Annotated in this window: 18 protein-coding genes; 7 read left to right on the top strand and 11 right to left on the bottom strand. The window is 70.9% G+C overall.

Going from position 1 to position 22,514, the window contains the following annotated elements:
* Positions 1–2 precede the first annotated feature (2 nt).
* A complete protein-coding gene (locus tag ACZ7GX_RS07665) occupies positions 3–1,259 on the bottom strand; it encodes a glucarate dehydratase family protein (protein WP_498773988.1) in 1,257 nt (418 codons plus the stop codon).
* A complete protein-coding gene (locus ACZ7GX_RS07660) occupies positions 1,256–2,158 on the bottom strand; it encodes a 5-dehydro-4-deoxyglucarate dehydratase (protein ID WP_498773986.1) in 903 nt (300 codons plus the stop codon). The genes ACZ7GX_RS07665 and ACZ7GX_RS07660 overlap by 4 nt, the downstream gene beginning before the upstream one ends.
* A 727-nt stretch (positions 2,159–2,885) precedes the next feature.
* On the opposite strand from ACZ7GX_RS07660, the gene ACZ7GX_RS07655 reads away from it, so the two are divergent.
* Genes ACZ7GX_RS07655 through ACZ7GX_RS07645 form a run of 3 tightly spaced genes read left to right on the top strand, consistent with a single transcriptional unit; the run spans position 2,886 to position 6,006 of the window.
* Entirely contained in the window at positions 2,886–3,668 is a 783-nt protein-coding gene (locus ACZ7GX_RS07655; RefSeq protein ID WP_073895339.1) for an IclR family transcriptional regulator, read from the top strand.
* Between the two features lie 29 nt (positions 3,669–3,697).
* Positions 3,698–4,519: an NAD-dependent epimerase/dehydratase family protein gene (locus tag ACZ7GX_RS07650; protein WP_498773984.1), complete on the top strand. Its 822-nt coding sequence runs from the start codon at positions 3,698–3,700 to the stop codon at positions 4,517–4,519.
* Positions 4,516–6,006, top strand: coding sequence for an aldehyde dehydrogenase (NADP(+)) (locus ACZ7GX_RS07645; protein ID WP_498773982.1), 1,491 nt, complete (start codon positions 4,516–4,518; stop codon positions 6,004–6,006). The genes ACZ7GX_RS07650 and ACZ7GX_RS07645 overlap by 4 nt, the downstream gene beginning before the upstream one ends.
* A 222-nt stretch (positions 6,007–6,228) precedes the next feature.
* On the opposite strand, the gene ACZ7GX_RS07640 is transcribed toward ACZ7GX_RS07645, so the two are convergent.
* From ACZ7GX_RS07640 to ACZ7GX_RS07630, 3 genes are read right to left on the bottom strand one after another with little or no spacing between them, the layout of a single operon-like run.
* A complete protein-coding gene (locus ACZ7GX_RS07640; protein WP_498773980.1) occupies positions 6,229–7,290 on the bottom strand; it encodes an acyl-CoA dehydrogenase family protein in 1,062 nt (353 codons plus the stop codon).
* Between the two features lie 13 nt (positions 7,291–7,303).
* Positions 7,304–8,842, bottom strand: a complete 1,539-nt coding sequence (locus ACZ7GX_RS07635) for an aldehyde dehydrogenase family protein (protein WP_498773978.1) — start codon at positions 8,840–8,842, stop codon at positions 7,304–7,306.
* A gap of 10 nt (positions 8,843–8,852) precedes the next feature.
* Positions 8,853–9,836 carry a 2-dehydropantoate 2-reductase gene (locus ACZ7GX_RS07630; protein WP_498773976.1) on the bottom strand — a complete coding sequence of 328 codons (984 nt, stop codon included), beginning with the start codon at positions 9,834–9,836 and terminating at the stop codon, positions 8,853–8,855.
* 192 nt (positions 9,837–10,028) lie between these two features.
* Here ACZ7GX_RS07630 and ACZ7GX_RS07625 point away from each other — a divergent pair, with 192 nt between their 5' ends.
* Positions 10,029–10,766, top strand: a complete 738-nt coding sequence (locus ACZ7GX_RS07625; RefSeq protein ID WP_498773974.1) for a GntR family transcriptional regulator — start codon at positions 10,029–10,031, stop codon at positions 10,764–10,766.
* A gap of 257 nt (positions 10,767–11,023) precedes the next feature.
* The gene (locus ACZ7GX_RS07620; protein ID WP_230566596.1) at positions 11,024–11,230 is read left to right on the top strand and encodes a hypothetical protein; all 207 of its coding nucleotides are present in this window, start codon (positions 11,024–11,026) and stop codon (positions 11,228–11,230) included.
* A gap of 63 nt (positions 11,231–11,293) precedes the next feature.
* Here the strand turns inward: ACZ7GX_RS07620 and ACZ7GX_RS07615 are convergent, their stop codons facing one another.
* The 6 genes from ACZ7GX_RS07615 to ACZ7GX_RS07590 all read right to left on the bottom strand — a co-directional run bounded on the left by ACZ7GX_RS07615 (position 11,294) and on the right by ACZ7GX_RS07590 (position 19,812).
* Positions 11,294–12,286, bottom strand: a complete 993-nt coding sequence (locus tag ACZ7GX_RS07615) for a TerC family protein (protein WP_498773971.1) — start codon at positions 12,284–12,286, stop codon at positions 11,294–11,296.
* Between the two features lie 24 nt (positions 12,287–12,310).
* Positions 12,311–12,850: a hypothetical protein gene (locus ACZ7GX_RS07610; RefSeq protein ID WP_498773969.1), complete on the bottom strand. Its 540-nt coding sequence runs from the start codon at positions 12,848–12,850 to the stop codon at positions 12,311–12,313.
* Positions 12,850–14,355 (bottom strand): Nramp family divalent metal transporter, encoded by a 1,506-nt coding sequence (locus ACZ7GX_RS07605; RefSeq protein ID WP_498773967.1) that lies wholly within the window; start codon positions 14,353–14,355, stop codon positions 12,850–12,852. Before ACZ7GX_RS07605 ends, ACZ7GX_RS07610 begins: the two co-directional genes overlap by 1 nt.
* 48 nt (positions 14,356–14,403) lie before the next feature.
* Positions 14,404–16,536 carry an acetate--CoA ligase family protein gene (locus ACZ7GX_RS07600; RefSeq protein ID WP_498773965.1) on the bottom strand — a complete coding sequence of 711 codons (2,133 nt, stop codon included), beginning with the start codon at positions 16,534–16,536 and terminating at the stop codon, positions 14,404–14,406.
* A 96-nt stretch (positions 16,537–16,632) separates the two neighbouring features.
* Positions 16,633–17,862, bottom strand: a complete 1,230-nt coding sequence (gene frc, locus ACZ7GX_RS07595; RefSeq protein ID WP_498773963.1) for a formyl-CoA transferase — start codon at positions 17,860–17,862, stop codon at positions 16,633–16,635.
* A gap of 213 nt (positions 17,863–18,075) precedes the next feature.
* Positions 18,076–19,812 carry a thiamine pyrophosphate-binding protein gene (locus ACZ7GX_RS07590; RefSeq protein ID WP_498773961.1) on the bottom strand — a complete coding sequence of 579 codons (1,737 nt, stop codon included), beginning with the start codon at positions 19,810–19,812 and terminating at the stop codon, positions 18,076–18,078.
* Positions 19,813–20,016: 204 nt separating this feature from the next.
* Between ACZ7GX_RS07590 and sucC the strand changes: the two genes are divergently transcribed.
* Positions 20,017–21,177, top strand: a complete 1,161-nt coding sequence (gene sucC, locus ACZ7GX_RS07585) for an ADP-forming succinate--CoA ligase subunit beta (RefSeq protein WP_498773959.1) — start codon at positions 20,017–20,019, stop codon at positions 21,175–21,177.
* A gap of 1 nt (position 21,178) precedes the next feature.
* The gene (gene sucD, locus ACZ7GX_RS07580) at positions 21,179–22,060 is read left to right on the top strand and encodes a succinate--CoA ligase subunit alpha (protein ID WP_498773957.1); all 882 of its coding nucleotides are present in this window, start codon (positions 21,179–21,181) and stop codon (positions 22,058–22,060) included.
* Positions 22,061–22,514 lie beyond the last annotated feature (454 nt).

Raw genomic sequence — 22,514 nt, 5'->3', positions numbered from 1 at the left:
GGTCACCACCGGGGGCGCTTCCTCTCGTAAGACGGGTCGTGCTCCTGCATGTAACCGGTGTCGTCGCGCTGCACGAGGCCGCACGTCCGGTAGTTCTCCGCGAGCCGGGCCAACGCGTCGCGGTCCAGCTCGACGCCCAGCCCCGGCGCGGTCGGCACCGGGATGGCGCCGTCCACGAACGTGAACGGCGTGGTGATCACGTCGTCCGCGACGTTCCACGGGTAGTGCGTGTCGCACGCGTAGTTCAGGTTCGGCGTGGACGCGGCGAGGTGCGTCATCGCGGCCAGGCTGATGCCCAGGTGCGAGTTGGAGTGCATGGACAGGCCGATGCCGAACGTCCGGCAGATCCCGGCCAGCTCCTTGGACCGCGACAGGCCGCCCCAGTAGTGGTGGTCGGACAGGATGACCTGCACCGCGTCCACCTCCACCGACCGGGCGATGTGCTCGAACGCGATCACGCACATGTTCGTCGCCAACGGCATCGGCGCGCGGGCCGCGACCTCCGCCATCCCGTCGATCTCCGGCGCGGGGTCCTCCAGGTACTCGACCACGCCGTCGAGCTCCTCGGCGACCTTCAGCGACGTCTCCGGCGTCCACGCCGCGTTGGGGTCCAGCCGCAGCGGGTGGTCGGGGAACGCCTCGCGCAGCGCGTGGATCGCCTCGATCTCCTGCTCGGGCGGGAACACGCCGCCCTTGAGCTTGATCGAGCCGAACCCGTGCCGCTCGATGAGCAGCCGGGCCTGTTCCACGATGCCCGCCGGGTCGAGCGCCTCGCCGAACTCGTCCGGCTCCGCGCCGGGGTGGCCCGCCCACTTGTAGAACAGGTACGCGCTGTACGGCACGGCGTCGCGCACGGCGCCGCCGAGCAGGTCGCTCACCGGGCGGCCGAGGGCCTTGCCGCGGATGTCCCAGCACGCCACCTCGAACGGCGAGAACACCCGGTCCACAGTGGACTCGACGGTCAGCGGCCCGGTCAGCCCGTGCCGGTCCGACCCCGCCTCGCCGCCGAGCGCCGCCGCGATCCGGGAGTGCATGTCGTTCAGCGCGTGCACGTCCAGGCCGACCAGCGCGGGCGCGGCCGTGCGCATCCGGGTGAGGTGGCCGATGTCGCCGTAGCTCTCGCCGAGCCCGGAGATCCCCTCGTCGGTGTGCACCTCCACGATGGTGCGCAGCGCCCACGGCTCGTGCACGCCCACCGAGTTCAGCAGGGGCGGGTCGCGGAAGGCGACGGGGGTGATGGTGATGTCGGTGATCTTCATGCGGCCAGGCTCCGACCGGCCGCGACGACCTTCTCCAGCTCCGCCACGTGCTCGGGCGTCGGGTCGAGCAGCGGCGCGCGGACGCCGCCGACGTCGAGCCCGGTGGCCCGCACGGCCGCCTTCACCAGTGACACGGCGTAGCCGGGCACCTTGTCGCGCAACTCGACCAGCGGCTTGTAGAACTCCAACAGGTACCGGTTGACCAACGCGTCGTCACCACTGCGCACCGCGTGGTAGAAGCCGAGCGAGATCTCCGGCGCGAAGCAGAACACCGCGGACGAGTACAGGTCCACGCCGATGCCCCGGTACGCGGGCACGGTCAGCTCCGCGGTCGGCAGGCCGTTGAAGAACTGGAACGGCTTGTCGACGCCCGAGCGCACCGCGAGCACGATGCGGTGCAGCAGGTCGATGTCCCCGAGCCCGTCCTTGAACCCGACCACGGTCGGCAGCGACGCGACCTCCACCGCCGTCTCCGGCGTGAACACCGCGTTGTTGCGCTGGTAGACGATCAGCGACAGGTCCGACGCGCCCGCCACCTCCGTCACGTACCTGACCAGGCCCTTCGGCGGGTTGGTCACCAGGTACGGCGGCAGCAGCAGCAAACCGTCCGCACCGACCCGTTCGGCGGCGCGCGCGATCAGCTTGGCCGTCGGCAGCGGGCCGCCGACACCCGAGAACACCGGCACCCGCCCGGCGGTCGCCTCGACCGCGACGGCCACCGCCCGCTCGACCTCCGACGGCTCCAACGCGTGGAACTCGCCCGTGCCGCAGGCGATGAACACGCCGCCCGCGCCCGCCGCCACCCCTCGTTCGACGTGCTCGGCCAGCACGTCCTCCGCGAGCGCGCCGTCCGCGTCGAACGGCGTCACCGGGAAGAACAGCACCCCATCCAGTTGCATACCCAGACCTTCATCCCTTGATCGCTCCCGTGGTGATCCCACGCAGGAAGGACTTTTGCGTTTCCTCGCGCGGCAGCGCGCAGGCGGCGAGCGCACTGGCGGCGAAGTGGAGCAGCAGGGGCACCATCGGCGCTGATGAGCGAGTCCCCGCCGACGTGACAATGGTTCGGGTGTGGTTCCGTGGGGCGACCCCGAGGTCGGGATCGCCCCACGGGGTGGGCCGCGACGGCACCGCCGCCACTGGCCGTCGCACCCACGTCCAAGGCGGTGTCCACCGGTGTCACCGGGACACCCTGAGCGAATGGACGGTCCGAGTCCAGGAGTTGCGCAACCCGGGCCGTTCGCGGGAGTTCACCGGTTCGGCGGATGCCGTCGTTCCGGCGGGGTCTGCCTCGACGCCGAGCCGTGCGCCGGGAGACTTGGTGCGGACCTCGGGCGACCTCGCCGCGCGGCGCGTTCGAGCCGAGGGCGGCGCGTGGCGGTGCGCCGCTCCGTCGGACGGCCGGTAGCCGCAGGTCGGGTGCGTGATCGGACCCGCAACGGTCACTACAGCGACGGCCGTGGCGCACCGGCGGGAGAGTGTCATGGACGGCGACTCCTGTTCACGGCCGTACTGTTCATATATATGAATTAGGGTCGTACTTGTGAACGTGTTGGGCGGACTGTAAGAATCGGCGCAGCGACGTGTCAAGTGCGTGTTGCCGGAACGTTTCCCGTGGAGGACTTGGTGACTGGACCCGCGTCACCCGCTCGGCCGAACGCGGTCAAGTCGGCCGATCGGACTGTGGAACTGCTCGAAGTGCTGTCGGCGTCGGACCGCCCGCTGACCCTGACCGAACTGCACCGCGAGCTGAGCTACCCGAAGTCGAGCCTCTACATGCTCTTGCAGACGCTCGTCGCCCGGGGGTGGGTGGAGCTCGACCCCACCCGCGGCACGTACGGAATCGGCGTGCGCGCCCTGCTCGTCGGCACGTCGTACCTCGACCACGACCCGGTGGTGCAGGTCGCCATCCGCGTCATGGAGCAGGTGCGCCGGGAGATCAACGAGACGGTCCACCTGGCCCGCCTCGACGGCGCGGACGTGGTCTACCTCGCCAGCCGCGAGTCCGAGCACCACCTGCGCGTGGTGTCCCGCGTCGGACGGCGGCTGCCCGCGCACTCCACGTCGCTGGGCAAGGCGCTGCTCGCCGCCCGCACGCCCGCCGAGGTCGACGCGATCCTGCCCGCGCGGCTGACGCCGTTGACCCCGAACACGATCATCGAACGCCCGGCGCTGCACGCCCAGCTCGCGGGCTTCCGCGCGGTCGGGTACGCGCACGAGCGCGAGGAGAACACGCCGGGCCTCGGCTGCTTCGCCGTCGCCCTGCCCTACCGCAATCCCGTGCTCGACGCGATGAGCTGCTCGGTGCCGCTGGGTCGGCTCGACCCGGACCACGAGCGCCAGGTCGTCGAAGCGCTGCTGCACGCGGCCCGCACGATCACCGAACTGCTGCGCCAGTTCGGCCGCTGATTCCCGTTCCGATTCCGAAAGGGCTCGACGTGACCGAGCGAATCCTCATCACCGGCGCCGCCGGCATAGTCGGCACGCTCATGCGCACCCGACTGGCCGCGCCGGACCGGACCCTGCGCCTGCTCGACATCGCGCCGCTGCCGGCCGCCGCCGACGGTGAGCGGGTCGAGCTGGTCACGGCGTCGGTGACCGACCAGGCCGCGATGGAGGAGGCGTGCGCGGGCGTCGACGCGGTGATCCACCTCGGTGGGCACAGCCTGGAGCGGCCGTGGGCGGAGATCCTGGACGTCAACATCAACGGCACGCACGTGGTGCTGGAGGCGGCGCGGCGGGCCGGGGTGTCCCGGGTGGTGCTGGCCAGCTCCAACCACGCGGTCGGGTACTACGAGCGCGGGTCGGGTGAGGCGGGCGACTACCTGTTCCCGCAGCCGGACACGTACTACGGCGTGAGCAAGGTGGCGTTGGAGGCGTTGGGCAGCCTGTACGCGTCGCGGTACGGGCTCGACGTGATCGCGGTCCGGATCGGGTCGTGCTTCGAGAAGCCGCGTGACGCGCGGATGTTGTCGACGTGGTTGTCGCCGGACGACGGCGCGCGGCTGTTCGAGGCGTGCCTGTCGGCGCCGTCGCCTGGGTTCCGGGTGGTGTGGGGCGTGTCGGACAACACGCGGCGGTGGTTCTCGCTGAGCGAGGCGGAGGCGTTGGGGTACAAGTCCGCCGACGACTCCGAGGTGTACGCGGAGGAGGTCCTGGCCGCGGGCGCGCCGGATCCCGGCTCCCCGGCCATGACGTACTTGGGCGGCGTGTGGTGCACGCCCGAGTTCGACACCGCGGTGAAGGAGGCGGGCCGATGAGCGAGCAGGGTTACAACCCGCGGACCGGTGAGCCGGTGGGCGCGGCGGTGCCGGAGACGTCGGACCGCGAGGTGGACGCGCTGGCCCGGGCGGCCGCGGCGGCGTTCCCGGCTTGGTCGTCGTTGCCGGCGGTGGAGCGGGCTTCGGTGCTCGACGCCGTGGCCGACGCCCTCGACGCTTCGGCCGACGCGCTGGTGGAACTGGCGGACGCGGAGACGGCGCTGGGCGTGCCGCGGTTGACGGGTGAGCTGAAGCGGACGACGAACCAGCTGCGGCTGTTCGGCGAGGTGCTGCGCGAGGGCAGCTACGTCGAGGCGACGCTGGATTCGGCGGACCCGGGCATCATCCCGCCGCGGCCCGTGCTGCGGCGCATGCTCCGTCCACTCGGGACGGTGGGCGTCTTCGCCGCGTCGAACTTCCCGTTCGCGTTCTCGGTGGCGGGCGGCGACACGGCGTCCGCGCTGGCCGCGGGCTGCCCGGTGATCGTGAAGGCGCACCCGTCGCACCCCGGCACGTCGCGGGAGACGGCGCGGATCGTGGCCTCCGTCGTGCCGGCGGGCGTGTTCGGGATCGTGCACGGTCAGCAGGCCGGGGTGGCGCTGGTCAAGCACCCCGCGATCAAGGCGGTCGGCTTCACCGGGTCCACCGCGGGCGGCCGCGCCCTGTACGACCTGGCCGGCGCCCGTCCCGACCCGATCCCGTTCTACGGCGAGCTGGGCAGCGTCAACCCGACCGTGGTGCTGCCCGACGCCGCCGCCGCGCGGCCCGAGGGCTTCGCGGCCGAGTTCGTCGGCTCCCTGACCATGGGCGTGGGCCAGTTCTGCACCAACCCGGGCCTGCTCTTCGCCCCGGCCTCCCTGGTCCCGGCCCTGGCGGACGCCGTCTCGGCCGCCGCGGGCGGCCCCATGCTGAACGAGCGGATGCGCGACTCGTACCGCTCCGGCACCGACGGCCTGGCCGCCTCCGGCCTGGCCGACCTGGTGGCCGAGGGCACCGCGCCCACCGAGGGCTGGAGCGTCGAACCGCGCCTGTTCCAGGTGCCGCTGGCGACGTTCGCGGACAACCTCGAGAAGCTGACCGAGGAGCACTTCGGCCCGGCGGCGGTCGTGGTGACCTACACCGACCCGGCCGAGCTGGCGTTGGTCCTCCCCCGGCTGCCGGGCACGCTCACCGGCACCGTGCACGCCGCCGAGTCCGAGCACGAGCACGCGGGGCGCGTCGCCGAGGCGCTGCGGCCGGTCGTGGGTCGGCTGATCTTCAACGCCTGGCCGACCGGTGTCGCGGTGGCCTGGGGCATGCACCACGGCGGCCCGTGGCCGGCCACCACCAACCCGCTCCACACGTCCGTCGGGGCGACTTCGATCCGGCGGTGGGTGGCACCGGTGACCTACCAGTCCTGGCCGGACGCCCTGCTGCCCGCCGAGCTGCGCGAGGGCAACCCGTTGGGCATCCCGCGGCGGGTGGACGGCGTGCTCGGGGTGCACTGACGCGCCTTCCGCGGGTGCCTCCCGCGGATTGGTCACGGACGCGCCTTCTGCGGGTTGGCCACTGAGCACGTTCCGTGGGTTGGCCACTGAGCGCGTTCCGTGGGTTGGTCGGGCCTCCTCTTCGTTTCAACCGACGTTCGACGGCCTCGATAACGGCGTTGTGGTTGATGGGGAGTTTCAGGTTCACCCGTTCGTGAATCGAGCGGACAGGATAAGCGCAGGTCAAGCGCCGAGCCGGGTCGCCTTGGGGTGGTCCGGCTCGGCGCGGGCGGTGAACTCGGTGAAGGCGTCGGCGGTCGGCGGGTGGGCGTTCAGGGCCCTCGCCTCGCGGAAGTGGCGCTCCACGGCGGACCGGGTGGGCCAGGGCATCTCGGCCGACGCCTTCAGCGCCAGGTCGGTGACCGAGGCCAGGGCTTCGGCGGCGTGCACCGCCAACTGGCACAGCTTGCGTCTCGCCCTATCCGGTTCCCAGTCCACGGCGGCGACCGCGTCTGCTTGCAGCACGCGCACGGCGTCCGCGCGCAGACGCAGGCGGAGCAGCTCGGTGGGGTCGATGTGTGATGCGACGGCGTCGACGGCTCCGCCCATGACGCCCAACGCCACCGACGCGCCGAGCACGACGTGCCAAGGCAGCACGTGGTGCACGACGGTGTCGAAGGAGCGACCGTCCGAACCCAGCAGGCGGTCCGCGGGGACGTGGGCCGGATCCGCCCAGACCGTGCTGGTGCACGTGCCGCGCAGGCCGAGGCCCGGGCGATTGGTGGGCACCAACAAGCCCGGGGCGTTCGCCGGCACGTGCCACAACGTGGTGGTGCCGTGGGCGGCGAGGGGTTCGCTCGACCACACGTAGCTGTCGGCCTCCCCCGCCGCCACGACACCGCTCTTGTGATCACGCAGGTCCACCACGTCACCACGACGCGAAGCCGTGCCCGACGGCAGCAGGAAGTGCGACCCCGGCCCGAAGACCGCCACCGTGCTCAGATGCCCGCCGGCCGCGACGGCCGCCCGCGAGGCCCGATCGCCCAGGCGATCCACCGCCGCCACCGCCGCGAAGTGCGAACGCAGCACCGCACCCGTGCTGCCGCACGCCGCCGCGACCCGCTCGACCACGTCCGCCACCTCGGCCAACCCGCACCCGCGCCCGCCGACCGCACGGGACATCGTCATGCCGAGCAGCCCGCCCAACGCCGTGACCGACGCCCTGGGGAAGGCGCCGTCGCGGTCGACGGACGAAGCGGCGGGCGCAACCACGTCGCGGACGATCCGGTCCACGCCGACAGACATCCGAGCCTCCGACTCAGGTGGGCGGGTACAGGGAGTACGACGGGAAGTTGCCGTAGAGCCGTTCGCCGGGCGGGCCTTCGGTGACGGCGTGCACCAGCAACGGACCGCCGACGAACGCGCCGCGCCACGACGCCCCACGTCCGCCGAACACCTCGTCCCGGTCGCCGCGCGAACGCGCCTTGTTGTGGCCGAACTTGAACGCGTTCACCTCACCGGCCAGCCGACGGGCAACCGCCTCGTCGTCGCACGACAGCGACGCCACCAGCGCGCCGTTGCTCGCGTTCATCGCGGCCAGCAGCTCGGCTTCCGTGTCGACCAGCACGATCGTGTCCACCGGTCCGAACGGCTCGGCGTGGTGCAGCGGCGAGGACGGCGGCGGCGCCAGGATCGCGACCGGCGCGAAGTACGCCGACGTCTGCTGGTCGGGCAGGAACCGGCCGGAGTCCGGCGAGCCCCGGTACAGCGGCACGCCGCCCTTGGCGATCGCCTCGTCGACGACGTCGCCCAGTTCCTTGGCCTTGGCGTCGGTGATCAGGGGGCCGAAGTCGAGGTCCGGCAGGTCGTCGTCCGGTGACGTGACGGCCAGCGGGTGGCCGAACGTCACCTCGCGGACGGCTTCCAGGTACGCCGAGAGGAACGAGTCGAACAACGACCGCTGCACCACGTACCGCGGGTAGGCGGTGCAGCGCTGCTTGGCGTAGTCGAACGACTTGCGCAGCTGCGGGCGCAGCGCCTCCCAGTCGCCGAACTCCCACACGCCCCAGCAGTTCAGCCCTTCCTGCTCCAGGACGTGCCGCTTGGTGGCGTCGAGGCCGGTGACGATCTCGCCGCCGACGCCACGCCCGCCGACGAACGACAGGCAGCCGATGTCCGGCGAGCCGACCAGCACCGGCGACAGCTCGCGCCCGCCGCCGCTGACCAGGGTGAGCGGCAGGCCGTGCCGCACGGCGAGGGCGCACGCCAGGGTCAGGCAGCCGACGCCGCCGTCGGTGGGCGCTTTGGCGATGACCGCGTTGCCCGCCAGCGCCTGCACGAGCATGGCGTGCATCAGCACGCTCATCGGGTAGTTCCAGCTGGCGATGTTGCTGACCGGGCCGTGCAGCGGCGTCCGGCCGTGCAGCATGGGGTCGATCTGCTCGACGTACCACTCGACGCCTTCGAGGCACCGGTCGACGTCGGCGGTCGCCAGCCGCCACGGCTTGCCGATCTCCCACACCAGCAGCAACGCGAGCAGGTCGCGGTGGGCGTGCAGGTCGGCCAGGGCGGCGAGGGTGCGGGCCTTGCGCTCCTTCAACGGCACGGCGGCCCACGCGCGGTGCTGGTCGACGGCGGCCGCGACGGCGTGCTCGGCCTGTGCGGCGTCGAGCCGGGGTGGTCCGGCGATGGTGGAGCCGTCCACGGGTGACGTGGCGTGACCGGGCGTGCCGATGCGCTGCCACGTGCCGGCGACGTGGTTGAGCAGCCGGTCGCGGTGGAACGCCTCGGGCGCGGCCTTGGCGCACCGGTCGTACAGCTCGGGCCACGAGGTGCCCGGCTTGAGGATCGGGGACATGTCGGTCCTCTCAGCTAGCGGCGGTGAGTGCCTTGCGCCCCAACAGGTCGATGGCGGCGTACACGCTGCGCAGGGTGGGCGCGGCGACGCCGGTGAGCCGGGCGATCTCGACGACCGCGCCGATGATCGCGTCGGTCTCCAGCGCCTTGCCCGCTTCGAGGTCCTGGAGCATCGACGTCTTGTGGTGGCCGACGCGGTGGGCGCCGTCGATGCGCTTCTCGATGGAGACGCGGGGGTGGCAGCCGACGGCGCGGGCGACCGCGATGGTCTCGGCCATCATGAGGGCGACGAGCTCGCGGGTGTCGCGATGCTCGCACATCTCGGCCATGGTGGCGCGGGTGAGCGCGCTGAGCGGGTTGAACGCGACGTTGCCCATCAGCTTGACCCAGATGTCGTCGCGCAGGTCGGGTTCGATGGGCGCTTTGAGGCCGCCGGCGACCATGGCCCCGCTGAGGTCCGCGCAGCGCTTGGAGGCGGTGCGGTCGGGTTCGCCGAGGGCGAAGCGGGTGCCCTCGACGTGCCGGATGACGCCCGGCGCCTCGATCTCGGTGGAGCAGTAGACGACGCACCCGATCGCGCGTCGGGTGTCGAGGACGGCGCTGACGCTGCCGCCCGGGTCGACGGCCTCGACGCGGGCGCCTTCGAGGGGGTGGCCGGCGAGCCCGTGGAAGTACCACCAGGGGATGCCGTTCTGCGCGGCCACGACGGCGGTGTCCGGGCCGAGCAGGGGTGTGATGAGCGGGCCGCAGGCGGCGTACTGGTGCGCTTTGAGCCCGAGGAACACGTAGTCGACGTGGCCGATGTCGGCCGGGTCGTCGGTGGCGTGCGGCGCGGCGGTGAAGTCGCCGCGAGGGCTGTGGACCCGGACACCGTGGCGGCGCATGGCTTCCAGGTGCGCCCCTCGTGCGACGAGGTGCACCTCGACCCCGGCGCGGTGCAGCGCCGCGCCGACGTAAGCGCCGATGGCTCCGGCCCCGAGAACTGCGACTTTCATGACGTCCCTCGCCTTCGCGATGATTGCATACAGTATGTTGTATGAACTACGGGAGCGATAGCCCAACCGGGCGGCCGATGCGCACCACCAGGTGACGTCCGCCCCGACCGGGTGACTTCAGATTGCTTTTTGCATACGAAAATCTGTATGCTGAAGATCGGGCATTCCCGACACCTGCCCGAGGAGGCGACCGTGAGCCAGCCCAACGCGCCGCTGATCGGCGCGGGAACCACCCGTCGCGCGGCCCGCGAATCGCTGAGCAGTGCCGCTTCCCGGAAGGTCGAGCGGCCCGCACCGTTGCGCCAGGCCGTCTACGAGGCCCTGCTCGACCTGATCGTCAACCGTACCCTCAAGCCCGGTCAGCACCTCGTCGAGATCGAGCTGGCCGAGCACCTCGGCGTGAGCCGCCAGCCGGTGCGCGAGGCGTTGCAGCGCCTGCAGACCGAGGGCTGGGTCGACCTGCGCCCGGCCCAGGGCGCGTTCGTGCACACGCCGACCGACGAAGAGGCCGACCAGCTCCTGTCCGTGCGCAACGTCCTGGAGACGCACTCCGCGAAGCTCGCCGCCGAGCACGCCACGGCCGAGGACGTCGCCGAGCTCAAGGCGCTGCAGCGCGAGGGCGTCGAGGCGCTCAAGCAGAAGGACGTGGAACGGGTCGTCGCGGCCAACGCCGCCCTGCACGCGCGCATCACCCGGTTGTCCGGCAACGCCGTGCTGGCGGAGATGATCGCCACCGTCGACCGCCGGGTCCGCTGGTACTACGCGCCGTTGGCGCTGACCCGCGGCAAGGACGCGTGGAGCGAGCACGCCGAGCTGATCAAGGCGATCGCCGAGGGCGACGCCGAGGCCGCCGGCCGGGTGATGAACCAGCACACCGAGCGCACCCGGACGGCCTACCGCGCGCACCTCGAGGGCAGCGAGGGCCGCTGAGAGTGACGGGGCCCACCACCCCTGGCCCCGGTTCGGAGCACCTAACCCCTGGTCAGGCCACCTGAATCGAGTACAGGTGACGGCCCTCACGCTTTGAGTGTTTTGTATACGATAGTCTGTATTCTGGATGTAGCACCTCCGGCCGGTACACCTGGTGCACGTGCGGTCTACTGGATCGTGGAGCCGCTCCGCGATGGCGCGGGCGGACTCCGAGGAACGCTCAAACCCGAGAATGAGCAAGGAAGGACTCGAACCAGATGAGCACAGGCATGCCCGGATGGCAGCAGCTCAAGAACGCCCTGACCCGTCCCGCCGGGTTCTCCGCCGACGGCAGGCGCATCGGCCTCGGCCTGGACACCGCGATGGACGCCCAGCGCCGGGAGACCGACCACGCCGTCGCGGACATCGAGCAGTACGCGAACGACCGGCGCAGCAAGGGCGAAGAGACCACCACCGTCTCCTGACGGCCGTGGTCAGGCCCGACGAGGGAGCCGGACGAAGCCCACAGCAACGCCCGGCTCCCCGGCTCACGACCCGGCTGCGCCCTCCCGCCGCACGTCCCGCTCGGCCCGCACCCGGGCCTGGCGCGACGCCAGCAGGCTCGCCGCGGTCGTGATCAGCAGCACCACGACGATGACCCCGAGGGACAGCAGGATCGGGATCTCCGGCGCCCAGTCGACGCCGTGGTGGTGCAGTGCTTCGAGGATCAGCTTCACCCCGATGAACGCGAGGATCACCGCGAGACCCTTGCCGAGGTGGACCAACCGGTCGAGCAGGCCGCCGACCAGGAAGAACAGCTGGCGCAACCCCATCAGCGCGAACGCGTTGGCGGTGAGCACCAGGTAGGGCTCCTTGGTCAGGCCGAAGATCGCCGGGATCGAGTCCACCGCGAACAGCAGGTCCGTGGTGCCGACCGCGACCATCACGATGAGCATCGGCGTGACCACCCGCCGCCCGTCCACGCGGGTGGTCAACGCCGCGCCGTCGTACCGCGGGGACGTCGGCAGCACGCGGCGCACCGCGCGCAGCGCCGCGTTCTCGTGGAACTCGCCCTCGTCCTCGCCCGGCCCTTCCTTCAGCAGCTTCCAGGCGGTGAAGATCAGGAACGCGCCGAAGACGTAGAACAGCCAGTCGAACCGGGCGATCGCCCCCGCGCCGAGCGCGATGAACACCGCGCGCAGCAGCAGGGCCAGCACCACGCCGACGATCAGGACCTTCTGCCGGTACTCGCGCGGCACCGCGAACCGACCCATGATCAGCACGAACACGAACAGGTTGTCCACGCTGAGCGAGTACTCGGTGATCCACCCGGCGAAGAACTCGCCGCCGTACCGAGGACCCGCGAACGCGAGCACGCCGAGCCCGAACAGCACGGCCAGCCCGACGTACACCGAGACCGACACCAGCGATTCGGAGAACGACGGGTCGCGCGGGTTGCGCGCCACGAGGTAGAAGTCGAACGCGATCACCGCGGCGATCCCGATCAACGTCGCGATCCAGACCCAGGTGGGGAGAACCATCTGTGCGAGCCCTTCGCTAGGCGGTCACTTCGTCCGTGCCGTCGTGTCCCGGTCGGCGCGCCTCCGTCGGGCGCGTGCCGACGACTCCCGCAGCACGCGGGCGTGCGTCACGTAGCGCTCGTACCACTGCTGCGCCAACGGGTTGCGCGCACGCACCTTGTCGAGCCAGTGCGGTGCGATCCGCTCGTGCAGCCACAGGAAGCCGATGGCCCAGCCGAAGCTGACGATGCCCTGGTAGGCCAAGAAACCGAGCACGTCGTCGGGCGGGGTGAACCCGCCGCCGAGCAGGAAACCCGTCGAGGTCTCCGCCACCAGCCTGGCCGCCGGGAACCCCACCAGCCAGTACAGGGCGGCCGGTGCGAACACGCCGAGCCGGAACCGCCCGCCGCCGACGAGCAGGCCGAAGCCGCCGCCGAGGAGCCCGAGCGGCACGGCCATGGCCAGCGCGGTGGCCGCCGCCCACGCGGCGGGATGGCCGACGAACGCCGACAGCGCCCCGGCGATCAGGCCGCCGACCGCGCCGACGACGGCGCCCGGCACCGCCAACTCCAGCCGGTCGCGCATCACCCCACCACCACGCCGAACCGGAACAGGCTGTAGATCAGCATGCCGAGGTAGAACACCGCGCCGAACCCGATGATCAGGTTGGTGAGCAGCCTGGGCCGGATGGGTTTGGGCAGCATGCGGTTGTTCACCAGCAGCAGGACGACGCAGTAGGCGCCCATGGCGAACGTGGACAGGAACGCGAGGATGTCGAGGATCGCGCCTGGTCCGTCGGCGGGTCCGAACAGCAGGATGACGATGCCGAACGCGATGACGCCCCACAGGAACCCGGCGTAGAGGTGGGACATGCGGAACCGCTTCGCGCCGGGCACGAAGTGGTAGGTCATGTCGGCCTGGCCGCGGGAGAACGAGTCGAACAGGCCGAGGGTGGCGTTGAGGCCGATGAGCGCGATGAACCCGAGGAACACGCCACCGAGGACGGGGCCGCCCGCCGCGGCGAACGAGTCGGACATGGCGTTGAGCGCGGCTTCCCGCTCCCCCGCGTGCAGCAGCGCCTTGACGTCGGGGCTGGTTCGGCTGGCGGCCTGCGCCAGCACCGTGAACGACACGGTGACCAGCATCGTGACGCCCCAGAACAGCAGCAGCGCGTCGAACGTGACCCAGCGCCGCCACCCGCGCCACTTCGCCATCTCGGCGGGGTCGTCGGTGTCGAACATGAACCCGCGCGCGGGCATGGCCTCTTCCTCGCCGGCGTGGCGCAGGCCGCGGATGCGGGGGATGTGGGCGCCCATCCCGGCGCCGCTGTCGCGCAGGTGCAACGTGTACCACATCTGCTGCATGCCCGACGGGCCGGCGAACGCGATGGAGCCGACGATGATCGGGAACCAGGCCGCGCTGAGCGCCTCGGGCGGCAGGTAGCCGAAGTGGAACATGCCGGTGATGGTGGACACCACGTCCGACCAGGTGCCCACCATCGCGGCTACTACGGCGGTGCCGACCACGAGCAGCCCGATGAGCAGGGACAGCACGTTCTCCAGCAGGTTGTAGATCACCTTGGCCATGCTGAACAGGACGCCGACGAGGATCAGGCCGACGCACGCCGACACGGTCCACGGTATGCCGGTGAGCTCCTCCAGGGCGGCGGCCCCGGCGGAGAGGTGACCGGGCCAGATGTAGACCAGGATCGCGACGGTGAAGAAGAACCACATGATCGGTTTGAACACGCGGGCCGCGCCGAAGAAGATGCTCTCACCGGTCGCCATCGCGTAGCGGGCCATCTCCAGCATGACCACGGCCTGCAGCGTCACGCCGATGAGGAACAGCCATCGGATCTCCGGGCCGAACAGCAGCACCAGCCGCGGCCACATGTAGGACTCGCCCATGCCGACGCCGAGCGCGACGAGGAACACCGTCGGGCCCAGGATGTGGATGGAGGGCGGGGCGTCGGGCAGTTTCCTGATGGGCATCGCTTCCAGCCGCCCCGCCCGCCACACGCGTTCCTCCGGCGGAGGTGCGGTGACGTCCGCGCCCGACCGCGGTTCGGCGGGTGAGTTGGGTGTATCCACAACGGACCTCCCGGTGAGTTACAGCGTTCTAAAGGCGGGGCTCCCCCTTCACAGCAGCCCGGCGGAGCGGGCCCAGCGGTACTTGGCGCCGAGCACGGCGACCGGCTTCTCCGTGGTGTACGGGTAGGCGACGATGCCGTGCCGGTACAGGTGTTCACTGGCTTCTTCGACTTCCACGTCGCCGGAGAGTGAGGCGACGACGGGCTTGTGGATCCCCTGGTCCCGGTAGTGCCGGACGACCTCGACGACGAGCTCGGCGAACACCATCGGCGGGGTGACGATGGTGTGCCAGTAGCCGAGGATCAGGGCGTGCACGCGCTCGTCCTCCAGGCCGAGCGCGATGGTGTTGCGGTAGGTGGACGGTGGTTCGCCACCGGTGATGTCGACGGGGTTGCCCGCCGCGCCGAACGGCGGGATGAACTCGCGGAACGCCGCGTCCAGGTCGGACGGGATCTCCATCAGGGAGAGCCCGTTGTCGACGCACGCGTCGGACAGCAGCACGCCGGAGCCGCCCGCGCCGGTGATGATGACGACGTTCTCGCCCTTCGGCGCGGGCAGCAGGGGCACGCCGCGCGCGTACTCCAGCATGTCGTTGAGGCCGGGCGCCCGGATGACGCCGCTCTGCCGCAGGATGTCGTCGTAGACCTTGTCGTTGCCGGCCAGTGCGCCGGTGTGGGAACTGGCGGCTTTCGCGCCTTGGGCGGTGCGGCCGGCTTTGAGGACCACGACGGGCTTCTTCGCCGACACGCGCTTGGCGGTCTCGGCGAACGCGCGGCCGTCCTTGAGGTCTTCCAGGTGCATGGCGATGAGCTGGGTGTTCTCGTCCTGCTCGAAGAACGTGAGCAGGTCGTCCTCGTCGATGTCCGCCTTGTTGCCGACACCGACGATGGAGGACACGCCCATCCGGGCGGAGCGGCTGAACCCGAGGATCGCCATGCCGATGCCCCCGCTCTGCGAGGACAGGGCGACCCCGCCCTTCACGTCGTACGGGGTGCAAAACGTAGCTGAAAGGTTTTCGGGTGTGTAGTAGTAGCCGTAGATGTTCGGGCCGAGGATGCGCACGCCGTGCTTGCGCGCGATGGCCACGACCTCGTCCTGCAACTCGTGGTTGCCGGTCTCGCCGAAGCCGGACGGGATGAGGATCGCGCCCGCCACGCCCTTCGCGCCGACTTCCTCGAGCGCGGCGGGCACGAACTTCGCCGGGATCGCGAACACCGCCACGTCCACGTCGCCGGGCACGTCCGCGATGCTGCGGTAGGCCTTGCGATCGAGGATTTCGTCCGCTTTGGGGTTGATCGGGTAGATCTCGCCCCGGTAGCCGCCGTCGACCAGGTTGCGCATCACCGAGTTGCCGATCTTGCCGGTCTCGTTGGACGCGCCGATCACGGCGACCGCGGCCGGTTTCATGATCCGGTTCATCGAGGCCAGGATGTCCTCCTGGCTGAACCTCACCGGCTCGCGCGCGGCCTCGTGGTCGACGAGGATCCGCACGTCGACGGCGGTGGCGCCGTCCGGTGTGGCCAGCACCGGGTTGAGGTCCACCTCGGCCAGCGCCGGGAAGTCCGTGACCAGGTCGCCGACCCGGCGGATCAGGTCGGCGAGCGCGTCGCGGTCGGCCGGCGGCGCGCCGCGCACACCGCGCAGGATCTCGGCCGCGGCGATGCCGTCCACCATGGACGCGGCCTCGGCGGCGGTGGTCGGCGCGAGGCGGAACGTGACGTCCTTGAGCACCTCGACCAGGACGCCGCCCAGGCCGAAGGCGACGACCTTGCCGAACGTCTCGTCCGTGGTCGCGCCGACGATGACCTCGTGGCCGGAGGTCATCAGCCGCTGCACCTGCACGCCGACGATGTCCGCGTCGGCCTGGTAAGCGACGGCGTTGGCGATGATCGTGTCGAAGCCCGCGGCCACCTCCTCGGGCGTGGCCAGGCCGACGAGCACGCCGCCCGCCTCGGTCTTGTGCAGGATGTCCGGTGAGACGATCTTGAGCACGACCGGCAGGCCGATGTCGGCGGCCAGCGCGACGGCCTCGTCCCGCGAGGCGGCCAGGCCCTCGGCGGGGGTGGTGATCCCGTAGGCCTCGCACACCAGCCTGCCCTCGGGCGCGGTCAGCGAGGCGCGGCCCTCGGCGGTGACCGCCGCGATGATCCGTTCGACCGCTGCCCGGTCGTAGTCCGGCATGACGTCTCCTTGGGTTGATCGCGGTCGGTGGTCGGGTCCCGTCCGGATTGCGGGTGTGGGGGTGCGGGTGAGTGGGGTGGCGGGCGCGGCTCGACCTCAGATCGCGCCCATCGCCTTGAGCTTGGTCAGCTGCTCGGGCAGGTAGCCGAGCTCGGCCAGCACCTCGCCGTTGTGCTCGCCGAGAAGCGGTGAGCGCTGGACGTCGACCGGCGAGTCGGACAGCTTCAGGGGGCTGCCCACGGTCTTGTAGGCGCCGCGCTCGGGGTGCTCGACCTCGACCACGGTGCCGAGCTCGGCCAGCGTCTCGTCCTCGATCAGCTCGCGGGTGGACAGGATCGGGCCGCACGGGATGTCGTGGGCGTTGAGCGCGTCCATCACTTCCCACTTGGTGTGCCGCTCGGTCCACTCCTCGATCAGCGCGAACGCCTTGTCGAGCTTGTCCAGCCGGGCCTCCGGGGTGGCCCAGGCGGGGTCGTCGGCGAGCTCGGGCTTGCCGATCAGCTCGGTGATCGGCTGCCAGCCGACCGGCTGGATGATCACGTAGATGTAGTCGTTGGGACCGCCGGGCGCGCAGCGCACCGCCCAGCCCGGCTGCCCGCCACCGGAGGCGTTGCCCGAGCGCGGCACCTCGTCGGCGAACGTCTCGTTCGGGTACTCGCCGAGCGGGCCGTGCTTGAGCCGCTGCTGGTCGCGCAGCTTCACGCGGCACAGGTTGAGCACCGCGTCCTGCATGGCCACCTGCACGCGCTGGCCGCGGCCGGTGGACGTGCGCTGGTAGAGCGCGGCGAGGATGCCCGCGACCAGGTGGATGCCGGTGCCCGAGTCGCCGATCTGGGCCCCGGTGGCCAGCGGCGGGCCGTCCTCGAAGCCGGTGGTGCTCATCGAGCCGCCCATGGCCTGCGCGATGACCTCGTAGGCCTTGAAGTGCGCGTACCGGCCCGCGCCGAAGCCCTTGATCGACGCGTAGACCAGGCCGGGGTTGAGCTCCTGGAGCCGGTCCCAGGTGAACCCGAACCGGTCGACCACGCCGGGGCCGAAGTTCTCCACCAGCACGTCCGCGGTGGTGACGAGCTGGCCGAACACGGCCTTGCCCTCGTCGCTCTTCATGTTCAGCGTGATGCTGCGCTTGTTCGCGTTCAACATGGTGAAGTACAGGCTGTCCACACCGGGCAGGTCGCGGAGCTGGCCGCGGGTGATGTCGCCCCGGCCCGGCGCCTCCACCTTGATCACGTCCGCGCCCAGCCACGCGAGGATCTGCGTCGCCGACGGTCCGGATTGGACATGCGTCAGGTCCAGGACCCGGACGCCGTCGAGAGCCTTGCCCATGGCACGTCCTCCTTTGACTGTGGTGTGTGCTCGCTGTTCCGTGCTGGCCGGCTGGTGTGTGCTGGCCGGCTGGTGTGTGCTGGCTGGCTGGTGTGTGCTGGCTGGCTGATGTGTGCTGGCTGGCTGATGTGTGCTGGCTGGCTGATGTGAGCCGGCTGTGTTGGTTGAGAGGGAGTGCTCCCCGAGCAAACTCCTTGGCGTATAACGGGAGCGTTACTTGTACATGGTCTGGTTCATGGTTCCGGGCGCGTAGGCGTCGGGGTCCACCCAGACGTTGATCAATGACGGCAGGCCCGATTCGCGGGCGCGCCGGAGGGCCGGCCCGATGTCCTTGGGGTCGCGGACCTCTTCGCCGTGACCGCCGAGCATCCGGGCGAACTCGTCGTAGCGGACGTCCCCGAGGGTGTTGCCGACCCGCTCGCGCGCCACGCCGTACTTCTGCGCCTGGCCGTACCGGATCTGGTTCATCGACGAGTTGTTGCCGACGATGCCGACGAACGGCAGGTTGTAGCGCACCAGGGTCTCGAAGTCCCAGCCGGTGAGGCTGAACGCGCCGTCGCCGAACAGCGCCACCACCTCCTTGTCCGGCCGGGCCAGCTTGGTGGCCAGCACGAACGGCACGCCGACGCCGAGCGTGCCCAGCGGACCGGGGTCCATCCAGTGCCCGGGCGACTTCGGCTGCACCACCTGGCCGGAGAACGTGACGATGTCGCCGCCGTCGCCGATGTAGATCGAGTCCTCGGTCAGGAACTCGTTGATCTCGTGCACCAGGCGGTAGGGGTGGATCGGGGTCGCGTCGGAGAGCAGCTGCGGCAGCCGCTTCTCGCGCGCCTTCTCCTCGACGGCCTGGAGTTCCTCCAGCCACGGCTTGCGGGCCACCGCGCCGTTGTCCGTGCGGCCCGAGGCTGCCCGGGTGACCGCGTCGAGGACCAGGTTCGCGTCGCCCACGATGCCCAGGTCGATGTCGCGGTTCTTGCCGACGGTGCGGTAGTCGAGGTCGATCTGGACGACGGTGGCCTTGGCGGACAGGCGGCGGCCGTAGCCCATGCGGAAGTCGAACGGCGTGCCGACGATGACGATCACGTCGGCGTTGTCGAACGCGTACCGGCGGGACAGCTGGAAGTGGTGGGGGTCGCCGGGCGGCAGCGTGCCGCGGCCCGCGCCGTTCATGTACGCGGGGATGTTGAGCGCGCGTACGAGCTCGATCGCCGAACCGGTGGCGCGGGTGGTCCACACTTGGCTGCCGAACAGGACGACCGGCTTCTTCGCGTGCACGAGCAGGTCGGCCAACCGCTCGACCGCCGCCGGGTCGCCCGCGTTGCGGGTGGACGCGCGGTAGCGGCCGGCTTCCGGGATCCGCGCCTGGTCCACGCGCACCGACGCGTCCAGCACGTCGCGCGGGATCTCCAGGAACGACGGGCCCGGCGCGCCGTTGAACGCCTCGCGGAACGCCATCGACACCAGGTCGGCGATGCGCGCGGTGGACGGCACGGTCGCGGCGAACTTCGTGATCGGGGTCATCATGTCGACGTGCGGCAGGTCCTGCAGTGAGCCCATCTTGTGCTGGCTCAACGCGCCCTGGCCGCCGATCAGCAGCATCGGGCTCTCCGCGCGGAACGCGTTCGCCACGCCGGTGACCGCGTCGGTGGTGCCCGGACCCGCGGTCACCACGGCGCAGCCCGGCTTGCCCGTGACGCGGGCGTAGGCGTCGGCGGCGTGCGCGGCCACCTGCTCGTGCCGCACGTCGATCACCGCGATGCCCTCGTCCACGCAGCCGTCGTAGATGTCGATGATGTGGCCGCCGCACAGGGTGAAGATCGTGTCGATGCCCTCGGCCTTGAGGGCCTTGGCCACCAGGTGCCCGCCGGAGATCAGTTCCGGGCCCGTGTCGGCATCTCCCGCCGGCCCCGCGCTGTCGCCCGTGGCGGCCTCGGTCGCTGTCCGCGCCATGTGCTGGTCAACTCCTTCGATCGCGGTCGGCCCGCCTCTCCAGAGGTGGGGTCCCGACCCTGGAACCGGCCCGGTTGTAGATTGCATACCGTATGGGGTAGCCCATATAGTTACGCCTTGTTCGCGCCGATGTCCAGAGCTCGCAACGATCGGGCCTTCAGCGCCCGCCATCGGCGCCCCACCGCGCGGAGAGGACCTTCTGCCGTGGATCTGCACGAACACCAAGCCAGGGACCTGTTCGCGGCGCACGCCGTCCCGGTGCCGCACGGCCTGCTCGCCGTGACACCGGACGAGGCGCACGCCGCGGCGACGTCGATCGGCGGGACCGTCGTGGTGAAGGCGCAGGTGAAGACCGGCGGCCGGGGCAAGGCGGGCGGTGTGAAGCTCGCCCGGACGCCGCAGGAGGCGCGGGAGGCCGCGTCCGACATCCTCGGGATGGAGATCAAGGGGCACGTGGTGCGGAAGGTGCTCGTGGTCGAGGCGAGCGACATCGCGGAGGAGTACTACTTCTCGTTCCTGCTGGACCGGGCGAACCGGACGTTCCTCGCGATGGCGTCGGTCGAGGGCGGCATGGACATCGAGGAGGTCGCGGCCCGGCGGCCGGACGCGTTGGCGCGGGTGCCGGTGACGTCGGTGGACCTGGCCGTCGCGCACGAGATCGTGACGGCGGCGAAGTTCCCGCCGGAGGTGGCCGATCGGGTCGCGGACGTGATCGTGAGGCTGTGGGAGGCGTTCGTGGCGGAGGACGCCACGTTGGTCGAGGTGAACCCGCTGGTGCGGACTCGGTCGGGTGACGTGCTCGCGGTGGACGGGAAGATCACGCTGGACTCGAACGCGGCGTTCCGGCACCCGGAGCACGAGGGGTTGGCGGACGGGTCCGGGGAAGATCCGCTGGAGGCGGCGGCGCGGGAGCGCGGGCTCAACTACGTGAAGCTGGACGGCCAGGTCGGCGTGATCGGGAACGGGGCCGGGCTGGTGATGTCCACATTGGACGTCGTCGCGTACGCGGGCGAGCGGCGTGGAGGGGTGCGGCCGGCGAACTTCCTGGACATCGGCGGCGGCGCGTCCGCGCAGGTCATGGCGGACGGGCTGGACATCGTCCTGAACGACCTGGGCGTGCGGTCGGTGTTCGTCAACGTCTTCGGCGGCATCACGGCGTGCGACGCGGTCGCGGACGGGGTCGTGGCGGCGCTGGGGATGCTCGGTGACGCGGCCACCAAGCCGTTGGTGGTGCGGTTGGACGGCAACAACGTGGAGGAGGGCAGGCGGATCCTCGCCGAGGCCGCGCACCCGTTGGTGACCGTGGTGGACACGATGGACGACGCGGCCGACAAGGCCGCCGAACTCGCTGCGCCGGAGGTGTGAGGTGGCCGTCTTCATCACGTCGGGAACTCGCGTGATCGTGCAGGGCATGACCGGGGCGGAGGGCGCGAAGCACACCAAGCGGATGCTCAAGGCGGGCACCCGGATCGTCGGCGGGGTGAACCCCCGCAAGGCCGGTGAGGTCGTCGACTTCGACGGTCAGGTGCTGCCGGTGTTCGGCGGTGTGGCGGAGGCGATGGCGGCGACGGGCGCGGACGCGACGGTGGTGTTCGTGCCGCCCGCGTTCACGAAGGACGCGGTGATCGAGGCCGTCGACGCCGGGATCGGGTTGGCGGTCGTGATCACGGAAGGCGTGCCGGTGCACGACACGGCGGCGTTCTGGGCGCACGCGGTCGCGTCGGGCGGTCGGACGCGGATCATCGGGCCGAACTGCCCCGGGGTGATCAGTCCGGGCAAGTCGAACGCCGGGATCATCCCGGATGACATCTGTGGACCTGGGCCGATCGGGTTGGTGTCGAAGTCGGGGACGTTGACGTACCAGTTGATGTACGAGCTGCGGGACGTCGGGTTCACGACGGCGGTGGGGATCGGTGGCGATCCGGTGATCGGGACCACGCACATCGATGTGCTGGCGGCGTTCGAGGCGGATCCGGAGACGTCGGCGATCGTGATGATCGGTGAGATCGGCGGGGACGCGGAGGAGCGCGCGGCCGAGTACATCAGGTCGTCCGTGACGAAGCCGGTGGTGGCGTACGTGGCCGGGTTCACGGCGCCGGAGGGGCGGACGATGGGGCACGCGGGGGCGATCGTGTCCGGGTCGACAGGGACGGCGCAGGCGAAGAAGGAAGCGTTGGAGGCGGTGGGGGTTCGGGTGGGGAAGACGCCCAGTGAGACGGCGCGGTTGTTGCGGGAGGTGTTGGGTTAGGCGATCGAAGGTGTTGGGGTTTCAGAGCGTTAAAGACTGTCCTCGCCGGACGGGCAGATCAGCAGGATGACGGCGGGGTGGGTGGTTCGGCGGCGGGTCCGTTGTTGGTCGGGTTTCGTGTCATCCCACCGACCTCCACAAGGGCTACCACACGTATCAAGGGGGGCGGCAACAGTGGACGGTGCGGGCATCGGTGAACAGCGCCCCCCTTGACACGCGCGGTAGGGCTGCGCCAGGTCGGCGGGATGACACGAAGCCCTTCATTTGGGGAAGGGCGGTGAAGTGGACGGGTGAGGGCGGGGTGTGGCAGGGGGGCGGGGGTGTGGCAGGGGGATGGGCGCGGGTCGGTGGAAATGGGGCGCGGCGGGCCCGAAGCCTTCCGCAGAGGCCCGATTTGACATGGGTTCGGGTGCCATAGGCTGGACGAAGCCGGGCAGGCTTGGCGGGTGCTTTT

It is taken from the genome of Actinosynnema sp. NPDC037264 (assembly GCF_055603705.1).
This window is presented reverse-complemented; position numbering and strand designations above follow the sequence as displayed.